This window comes from Prevotella sp. tf2-5, from assembly GCF_900115435.1.
GTDB lineage: Bacteria > Bacteroidota > Bacteroidia > Bacteroidales > Bacteroidaceae > Prevotella.
The window spans coordinates 148,977-159,610 of the sequence record NZ_FOWK01000011.1 but is presented as its reverse complement, the minus strand read 5'-3'; the positions used below and the strand labels follow the sequence as shown (position 1 = coordinate 159,610).

The window sequence follows — 10,634 nt, the reverse complement described above, 5'->3', positions numbered from 1 at the left end:
TCTCTATCTATCGTGGGCGCAGGAGTCTTGAGGGGACCGGCCACTAGTACGAGAGGACCGTGGTTGACCGACCTCCGGTTTGCCGGTTGTGCCGCCAGGCGCACCGCCGGGTATCCGCGTCGGGTTCGGATAAGCGCTGAAAGCATCTAAGTGCGAAGCCGGCCTCAAGATGAGGACTCCATTGAGGGTCGTGGTAGACTACCACGTTGATAGGCAGCAGGTGTAAAGACGGTGACGTCAAAGCCGAGCTGTACTAATTGCCCGAACGCTTTCGCGTCGAGTCATCCCTTCAGTTGTTGTTTCGCTGTCCTGACCGGCGTCTTGCTTGTGGAGATTGTCACCTATACGGTTGGTGATGTGTTGGGAGAGTGATGTAATCCTAATTCCTAATTCCTAATTCCTAATTACTAATCCGAAGAATTATCAGGTGGTTATTGCGGCGGGGTCCCACCTCTTCCCATTCCGAACAGAGAAGTTAAGCCCGCCTGCGCCGATGGTACTGCAATGCAATGCGGGAGAGTAGGAGGCCGCCACTTTTTTCAGATGAAGCCCTGATTCAGCAATGAATCAGGGCTTTTTTATTTTGTCAATATAAAAAATTTGTTTATTTTTGCATTCCAAAGTGTATGATTAATGAGAAAACGTGCTGCTTTGATCCTATTAAGTATGATGGTAGCGGTATCTCTCAACGCCCAAGGCATTGATGAATATCGTAAGATATCATCATGGCTTTGTCAGAAGGTATTGGCGCAAAAGAATACTCAACGAAGGGTTGGAGATGAGGAGAAGTTAACTGTTGTCTTCGTCCAGTTGAAGGAGGACATGACAGATGAGCAACTTGCTGTATACCAATGTCGCCGTTATGCACAACTTGACGATATCGCAATAGTGATGCTACCGATAAGTCAGGTTGAGCATTTTTCTCATCATCCCACGGTCCTTCGTATTGAAGCGAATGAACAGTCGCATGTTACGCTGGATACGATTCCACGCGTTGTCAATACCCTTCCCATTTACCAAGCGACAGCTCAACATCCTGCCTTTACAGGTGATGGGGTCGTTGTGGGTATTATGGATATTGGTTTTGACTTGACGCACCCCACGTTCTATAACAATAACGAATATCGGATTCATGCTTTCTGGGATCAACTGGCACCTTCTGATGATTATACTTATTTTCCCGTCGGTAGAGAGTTCGTAAGCACTTCCGATATCCTCGCACAAGGATGTGCTATTGACGGAAAAGTGCAATGTCATGGTACCCATACTTTGGGAATTGCTGCCGGTAGTGGTCATGATACCCCATATCGGGGAGTGGCTTTTGAGAGTGAGCTTTGTGTTGTCAGTAATGCCGTTACTAATGACACTATCTTTATGAAGAAATCGGATTATGACAAATATACCTCTGCTACAGACGCATTAGGATTCAAATATCTCTTTGACTATGCGGAACAGCAAAACAAACCCTGTGTGGTGTCGTTTAGTGAGGGCTATACTCCTATGATAGACAGGGAGGACAGCCTGTATGCAGCTTTTCTTGGTAAACTGACAGGACCTGGCCGCATCCTGGTCTCGTCAGCTGGTAATGAACGACAGAGGCTGACTTATGCCGAGAAACCGAGGAATATGGAAATGGCGGGAGCCTTCATCAAGTGTAGTAAGAAAAAAGCGACCTATCAGGTGAAAGCTGACGGTACCGTCACTATCTGTCTTTATATCTATGATAAGACGACACATGAGTTACTTCAAGTGAAGGAACTGACAATGACAGGAATGGAACCTTCTGGTATATTAGAAGACAATATCATTGTCAACGAGAAAGAATGTAAGGTTCGTCTCAGTTATCATACGTCCAGTGCTGAGCCCAACTATCTTATCTACCAATTGGAGTTGGATGCCACCCAACAATTGAGTTCATGGGCAGATGTTGCGATCGTTCCTAAAGGTGATGGAATATATGCGGAGCTTTTCGGAACATCGTCCTACGCTTTATGCAACCTTGACGTGGATCTTCGTTGGAATGCCGCGAGTGAGGGACATAACATCCTGGCACCTGGTTGCTTTAGTGCTCCCATCTGTGTGGGCGCCACTATTCATCGAACGGGATATACTAATGTAAATGGTGAGTATAAGAAATCTGATGATAAACAAGGACTGTTGACCTACTATTCTTCCACAGGTCCTGCTATCAATGGACTGAACAAACCTGATGTCACTGCGCCAGGAACCAATGTCATGTCTTCGTATAGTAGTTTTTACTATGAAACGTATCCTAATGTGACAGACGAATATGTTATGTATAGTGACGTGGACGGCAGAAAATATCCTTGGGGTTCTAATGTTGGTACGTCAATGTCAACTCCTATAGTAGCTGGGGTTATTGCTCTTTGGCTACAGGCGAATCCTCATCTCACCCGTGAGGATATTATCGGCATATTCAGTCGGACCTGTCGTCATCCAGAGGATGGTTTGAGTTATCCTAATAACCGATATGGGTATGGGGAAATTGATGGTTATCGTGGATTATTGGATATTCTAGGATTGACAGGTGTTGAAAGTATCAGCCAGGATCATCCCAAGAGTGTAGAGATAACGGTCAGTGGGGGACAGCTACACCTGCAATTCACGGAGATACCTCGTTTACCTGTTACTGTCAGTGTCTATTCCACATCGGGTGTTTTGCTTTGGAAACAACAAATACAACCTTCCCAGACAGATACCATGATGCCATTGCCTATGCTGTCCAGTGGTATCTATGCCATCCAGTTGACAAGTGCCGAACGGGGTGTTACCGGCTCGCAGCTTATAAGGAAATAAAATTATTCCCCAATATCTTCGCTAAATCGAAATTTTACACTATCTTTGCATCATAATAGGTTATTATGCAAGTAGTCTACGAGGACAACCACATTATCATCGTTTATAAAGAGAGCGGTGAGATCGTACAGGGTGATAAGACTGGCGACGAGCCTTTGGCAGAGAAGGTGAAAGCATATCTCAAAGAGAAATATGCTAAGCCTGGTCTGGTGTTCCTAGGTATAGTGCACCGTTTGGATCGTCCTGTAAGTGGATTGGTCATGTTTGCCCGTACGTCGAAAGCATTAACTCGACTGAATGACATGTTCCGTCATGGTGACATTCACAAGACTTATTGGGCTGTCGTGCAAGATAAACCGGAGGAATCAAAGGGAACACTAGAGCATTGGCTTACGCGGAACGAGAAACAGAATAAGACGTATGCCTATTATCATGAGGTGCCTGGTTCGAAAAAAGCCATCCTTAAATATCGGATGATTGGTCAAACGGATCGGTATTATTTACTGGAAATCAATCTGTTAACAGGTCGTCATCATCAAATCAGATGTCAGCTTGCTGAGATGGGATGCCCCATAAAGGGGGATTTAAAATATGGTGCCAGACGCAGTAATCCTGATGGAAGTATTTCTTTGTTAGCACACCGGCTGGAGTTTATTCATCCAGTAAAGAAAGAACCCATTGTTGTGGAGTCACCATTACCTGATGATCCGTTATGGCAAGGACTAAAATTATATCAGCCATGAAGAAAGCGTTGTGGTGGATACTAGGTATACTGTTAAGTCCTGTCATACTGTTTCTGATACTGACAGCACTGCTTTATTTCCCTCCTTTCCAGAACTGGGCTGTTGATAAAGTCGCTGCTATAGCCTCAGAGAAGACAGGTATGCAGATTAGTGTTGACCATGTGGACCTCTCTTTCCCTTTGGATTTGGGTATTGATGGCTTCCACATCCTTCAGCAGCCCGACACCATAGCCGATGTGGAACGGATGGTCGTCGATGTGGAGTTGTTACCCCTGTTGAAAAGCAAGGTGATTATCAATGAGTTGGAGATTAACCATGCCAAGTTTAATTCAGTACAGCTTGTAGATGCTGCATGTGTGAAGGGACAATTCAAACGTCTTGCCTTGTCGAGTAAGGGTATAGACCTTGATCAGCAGACTGTAGAAATCAATGGTGCCAGATTAGAGGATGCTATCGTGGATGTAGCCTTGAACGACAGTGTCCCAGAAGATACGACGACATCCAATAACCGTTGGAAAATTTTTGCCGACAGTCTGTCTGTCGTTCGCTCTGATATAGCTCTACACATGCCAGGTGACACCATAAGTGTGAAAGCCCGTTTCGGTAATCTGTCGGCAAAAGGTGGAGACATCGACTTAGGTACGCAGACCTATCAGATTGCTTCCTTGGATTGGAGTAATGGTAACCTGCAATACGACCAGAACTATGAGCCACGTATAGAAGGACTTGACTATAACCATATCGACCTTCAGCATGTGAATATAGGAGTCGATTCTATTTATTATCATGACACGACGGCACGACTGGTGATGCGTACTGTACAGTTGAACGAGAAGAGTGGTTTACAGGTAAGTAATCTCACAGGTGTTGTCGCTATGGAGAATGGAAATATCAGATTGTCTAAACTACATTTGAAGACACCTGATTCTGATATGGACATGGAGCTGGATATGCCGCTCTCCCTGATGGACAAGATACAGCCAGGCAAGATGAGGATGCGCATGAATGCTCAGGTAGGTAAACAAGACCTGATGCGCTTCTTAGGAGGAATGCCACAGTCGTTCCAGCAGCGTTGGCCTAATTACCCGTTGAGTGTCAAGGGATCCGTGAATGGGAATATGGACTATATGGAGTTTGACGGACTCGATGTGTCCTTACCTACTGCTTTTCATGCTACAGCCACAGGATTCGTTGCTAATCTGACAAGCCCCCAACGTCTTCGTGCCAAGGTGGATTTTAAGGCAAGGACTGAAGATATGAATTTTATAACAGGTCTGTTGCCGAAGGATATACAACGTGACTATCATATCCCTCATGGAATTACCGCTCAAGGATATGTCAAAGCAGATGGTGCCCAATATTATGCAGATTTTGTAATGCGAGAAGGTAAGGGACAGGTGAAGGCAAAGGGAAATTTCAATGCTAATGCCATGCGTTATGATGCAAACTTGTCGATACGTGACCTGAACTTACATCACTTCATGCCTCATGATTCTATCTATGCTGTCTCTGCTGATGTTGTGGCAAAAGGGCAGGGGACAGACATCTTCTCGCCACGTACTACCTTACAGGCTGATGCGAGAATCCTTCAGCTAAAATACGGGTCTTATGACCTGAGTAATATGATGGTGGCAGCGGATGTCAAGAACGGTCGTGCCTTTGCTCATGTGACAGGTGACAACCATTTTCTTAATGGTACTATCGCCTTGGATGCTCTGATGAAAAAAAATAAGCTAGACGGTACTATCACTGCAGACATGGCACAGTTAGACCTCTACCGCCTCCATTTGGTTGATAAGCCATTGACCATTGCACTATGTGGTCATGTGGATGTTAGTTCTGATTTAAAGAAAACACATTATGTTAGCGGGTTCTTCTCTGATTTTACCATCCGTGACTCTGCTAAGGTATATCGTCCCGAGGATTTAGGATTACTGATTAATCTACGTGCTGATACCACTTATGCCCGTATTCAGAGTGGTGACTTTATTGTGAAGGTGGATGCCAGCGGTCATTATGAACACCTGATCAGTCAGCTTACCACGCTTAGCGATTCCGCAATGGCACAATATGATCAGAAGATTATTGACCAGCCCGCCCTTCGCCGACTTCTTCCTGTCATGAAATTACATGTGGAGAGCAAGACAGACAATCCTATTGTAACTCTTTTGAAGAGTGGTAATAATATTGATTTCAAAGACGTGCTCTTTGATATGACGACCTCTCCGGAAACAGGAGTCAACGGCAACGGTCATATCTATTCCCTGGTATATGATGGAACACGTCTTGACACGATTAATTTCCGTCTTACCCAGCGGAAGGAGCATCTTAGTTTTGGTGGACAAATACGCAATAACAAACGGAATCCGCAGTTTGTGTTCAATGCCCTCTTCGATGGAATCCTTCAACAACGTGGTGCCACAATGGGTGTCCGTTATTATGACTCCGAGAATAAGTTAGGAGCCCGTATCGGAGCTCAAGCGGAGATGGTAGATAGCGGCATTCGTCTGCATCTTGTACCAGATCGTCCGACATTGGGCTATAAGGAGTTTGCTTTGAATAAGGATAATTATGTGTTCTTAGGTTCTGATCATAAAGTGATGGCGAAGATAGATTTGATAGCTGATGACGGTATGGGTGTGAAGATATATTCCGAAGAGAGTGACCCTACAGCATTACAGGATATCACAATCAGTCTGAATCGCTTGGATTTGGGAGAGATTACCTCTGTGCTTCCTTATGTGCCTCGTATGACTGGTATTCTGAATGGTGATTATCATGTCGTGCAACATGAGACTGGGCGTTTCTCTGTCGTGAGTGATATGTCTGTCCAGAACATGACATACGAGAAAAACCCGATAGGTAATGTGAGCACAGAACTTGTCTATTTACAGAAAGAGAATGATGCCCATGCCATAGAGGCTCGTCTGTTGAAAGATGACGTGGAGATAGGTCTGTTAAATGGTACCTATTATAATGAAGGAGAGGGTGTCCTTGATGCTAAAATGCGATTGACCCGCTTCCCTATGGAGATTATTAACGGTTTTATCCCTGACCAGATTGTCGGTTTGGAAGGTTTTGGCGAGGGTGAGATGTCTGTCAAGGGTTCATTGAGGACTCCACAGGTGAATGGTGAGGTCTACCTTGACTCCTCTTATCTTGTGAGTATTCCTTATGGTATACGCTTGCGTATTGACAATGACCCAGTACGTGTCGTGGGTTCCAACCTGATGTTAGAGAATTTCTCCCTGTATGCTTATAATGAGAACCCGTTAACGTTGATGGGCAATATCAACTTCTCGAATCTTGACCATATCTTGGTAGATCTCCGTATGCGTGCTAAAGATTATCAGATTATCGGTGCCAAAGAAAATCCTAATAGTATTGCTTACGGAAAGGTCTTTGTAGATGTATATGGCAGGATGCAGGGTACTTCGGATAATCTGAAACTGCGAGGCAGGCTGAATGTGCTAGGCTCCACAGATATGAGTTATGTGTTGCGTGACACTCCACTTTCTACCGATAACCATTTGGAGGAACTGGTCAAGTTCACTGATTTCAGCGACACGACACAAATTGTTGTCGAACGTCCGTCCTTGAATGGTTTCACAATGGATATGACGATAGAGGTGTCGAAAGGTGCCCATATTATGGCATACCTCAATGCTGACCATTCTAACTATATTGACCTGATGGGTGGTGGTACGTTGCGTATGCAGTATACGCCAGTGGATAACTTGCAATTGCGTGGTCGTTATACTCTGTCAAATGGTGAGATGAAATACTCACTGCCCGCCATCCCATTGAAAACTTTCACAATCCAAGACGGCTCGTTTATTGAATTTACAGGAGAACCAATGAATCCCACATTGAATATCACGGCGACAGAACGTACGCGTGCTACCGTTTCCAATAGTAATGGGGTGGGACGTAGTGTGGAGTTCGACTGTGGTGTGATTGTCACCAAGACTTTGAAAGATATGGGATTGAAGTTCACGTTGGATGCTCCAGAGGATATGCAGTTGCATAGTGAGCTGCAAGCGATGGGGGTAGAACAGCGTGGAAAACTTGCTGTCACTATGCTTACTACAGGAATGTACCTTGCCGATGGTAATACTGGTGCTTTCTCAATGAACGCCGCACTCAGCTCATTCCTAAACTCAGAGATCAGTCATATCACAGGTAATGCTTTACGTACTCTTGATCTCTCGTTTGGTATGGACAACTCAACGGATGCCTCTGGTGCGATGCACACCGACTATTCTTTTAAGTTTGCTAAGCGGTTTATGAATAACCGTTTGAAAATTGCCGTTGGCGGAAAGGTGTCATCAGGTGCGGAATTACAACAACGTAATAATTCTTTCTTTGATAACGTTTCTCTTGAATATCGCCTCGATCATACAGCGAATAAGTTTATTACGCTATATTATCAGAACAACAGCTATGACTGGTTGGATGGTTATACCCAGAAATATGGCGCTGGTTTCATATGGCGTCGTTCCCTGCAGAATTTCTGGGACATCTTCCGCTTCAAAGACACGACACCTCAGCGTCCTATGCGTCCCCTGAAAGCTCCGGTTACTCCGAATCCTAGTGTCCCTACTGATTCCCTAAAAACTGAAAGTAATGAGAAGAAATAATTTTCTATATATATTAGCAGGTATACTTCTCTCTTCCTGTTCGATGACAAAGAATATCCCGGAGGATGACCAGCTCTTCACGGGTCTGAAAAAGATCACTTATGAGAACTATGAGGAGAATGATAACTTCACGCAGACTAAAGAAGAGTTGGAGGCTGCACTTGCCACAGCTCCTAATGGTGCGATCTTCGGTAGCAGCTACCATCGTATGCCTTTCTCATTCGGTTTGTCTGTATGGAACCACTATAGCGGAAAAGACTCTGGATTCGCCAAATGGATGACGAAGGCATTTGGAAAACAACCCGTTTTGATGTCGTGGGTTAATCCTGAGTTACGTTCTTCCGTGGCAAGCTCTGTATTGAGAAATCATGGATATTTTAACAATCATGTGAGCTATGAGATTGTCCCACAGAAGAACCCTAAGACAGCAAAAATCGGCTATATGGTGAATTTCGGTCGTCTTTACCGTCTTGACAGTGTAGGGTATTTTGGCTTTCCAACAGGTGCGGACAGCCTGATACAAGCCACAATGAACGAAGCGTTAATCCACAAAGGAGACCCCTTCGTCGTTGCGAATCTCGATGCCGAACGTAAGCGCGTGAGCCTGCTATTACGTAACAACGGCTATTATTATTACCAGCCGGACTATGCCTCCTATCTTGCCGACACCTTTGCTGTCGACGGTAAGGCACAGTTGCGTTTCCAATTGGCAAAGGATGTTCCTGCCCAGGCTCTCCACCAGTGGTATATCGGAAGAGTGAACATCAATATGCGTAAGACCTTTATGGAACAGTTGACGGACTCTCTCCACCGTCGATATTTTACAGTACGTTTCTCTGGGAAAAAACCGCCTATCCGTACTCGTGTGTTGATGGCAGACATGAAATTGCGTCCTCGTCAGTTGTATAGCTACGACAATTATCTGCAGTCTGTCAACAAACTCAATGCCATGGGACTCTTCTCGTCTACAGATTTTGTTTTCACACCTCGTGATACAACAGCGACATGCGATACGCTTGACCTGACCCTTAACTGCGTGTTCGACAAACCATGGGACTTCTATATCGAGACAAATTTCAATGCCCGTACTATTGGACGGGTAGGACCTGAGCTAAAACTTGGTGTTACCCGTCGTAATGCTTTCCGTGGTGGTGAGAAGATTGATGTCAACCTGCACGGCTCTTACGAGTGGGCAACGAGTGGTGGTACTTCGATGAATAATTATGAATATGGTGCTGATGCCAGCATTGAATTTCCACGTATCATTGCTCCTTTCTTTGGAGGTAACCGTGTGCGTCGTGACAAGAATGGTCGCATCATACGTCGCCGTCGCTACTTCAGTACGCCACTTACCATTGCCAAGGTGTCTACAGATATCATTTATCGTCCTAGTTACTACAAAATGCATGTAGTCAGTGGTGAGTGGACCTACCGTTGGCAATCTTCAGCGCAGAGTCGTCATGAGTTTTCACCATTGACAGTTAAATATCAGTTTATGAATAGTCACACGGAGGAGTATGACAAATTGGTGAAGACTAATCCTTATCTAGCTGCTACGATGCAGGATTATTTTGTACCAGAGATGCGCTATACCTATACCTATACCAGTCCTGCGGGAAAACTGCATCCCATCCGTTGGGAAACAACAATCGCTGAGGCAGGTAACCTGTTGTCACTGGCATATATGATTGGTGGTAAGAGTTGGAATGAGAAAAACAAAACTCTTTTCAAGAATCCCTATTCTCAGTTCTTGAAGATTGAGACTGATTTCACTAAGACGTGGACGCTCAATAGCACATCACAGCTGGTTGGTCATGTCAATGTCGGATATATCTGGCTCTATGGAAACTCCGATGCTATTCCCAATAACGAGATGTTCTATGTCGGAGGAGCCAACAGTATCCGTGCCTTCTCCGTCCGTGGAGTCGGACCAGGTAGCATTGAGTCGTTTGGCGACAAGGCGATGGACTATCTTTTCCGTAATGGTTCCATCAAGTTCGTGACGAATCTGGAGTATCGTCAACGCCTTTTTGGAAATCTTTATGGAGCTCTCTTCCTTGATGCCGGTAACGTGTGGACTTCCTCCAACAACTCTTATGAGACAGAGAAAGAGCAAAGTAGTATCGATGGTGGACGTTTTCACTTTAAAAATCTATTCCGTGAACTAGCTGTCGGAACAGGTGTCGGTATCCGTTACGACCTAGACTTCCTTATCCTTCGTCTTGACTGGGGTATCGGTCTTCATGTGCCTTATGAAACAGGTAAGTCAGGCTTCTTTAATGTCGATGGTTTTAAGAGGAACCAGACCCTTCATTTCGCCATCGGCTATCCGTTCTGAAGATATAATTTGAAAATAAAACTATCGTCTTCAGTCTTAAGAATGCAAATATATTTGCATTCTCTTCGTTTAATCGAAATTTTGCATTATCTTTGC

4 protein-coding genes and 2 rRNA genes are annotated in these 10,634 nt (G+C 44.8%); all 6 read left to right on the top strand.

Features of this window, described 5'->3' with window-relative positions:
- A 23S ribosomal RNA gene (locus BM257_RS12035) occupies nucleotides 1–278 on the top strand; the annotation flags it as partial.
- 145 nt (nucleotides 279–423) lie between these two features.
- Nucleotides 424–536 (top strand): 5S ribosomal RNA (gene rrf, locus BM257_RS12030).
- 130 nt (nucleotides 537–666) lie between these two features.
- Nucleotides 667–2,817, top strand: coding sequence for a S8 family serine peptidase (locus BM257_RS12025; protein WP_177216106.1), 2,151 nt, complete (start codon nucleotides 667–669; stop codon nucleotides 2,815–2,817).
- A 65-nt stretch (nucleotides 2,818–2,882) separates the two neighbouring features.
- The gene (locus BM257_RS12020) at nucleotides 2,883–3,560 is read left to right on the top strand and encodes an RluA family pseudouridine synthase (protein ID WP_092072972.1); all 678 of its coding nucleotides are present in this window, start codon (nucleotides 2,883–2,885) and stop codon (nucleotides 3,558–3,560) included.
- Nucleotides 3,530–8,200 (top strand): translocation/assembly module TamB domain-containing protein, encoded by a 4,671-nt coding sequence (locus BM257_RS12015; protein WP_092072969.1) that lies wholly within the window; start codon nucleotides 3,530–3,532, stop codon nucleotides 8,198–8,200. The genes BM257_RS12020 and BM257_RS12015 overlap by 31 nt, the downstream gene beginning before the upstream one ends.
- Nucleotides 8,187–10,538, top strand: coding sequence for a translocation and assembly module lipoprotein TamL (locus BM257_RS12010; RefSeq protein ID WP_177216105.1), 2,352 nt, complete (start codon nucleotides 8,187–8,189; stop codon nucleotides 10,536–10,538). The genes BM257_RS12015 and BM257_RS12010 overlap by 14 nt, the downstream gene beginning before the upstream one ends.
- The last annotated feature ends 96 nt before the right edge of the window (nucleotides 10,539–10,634 follow it).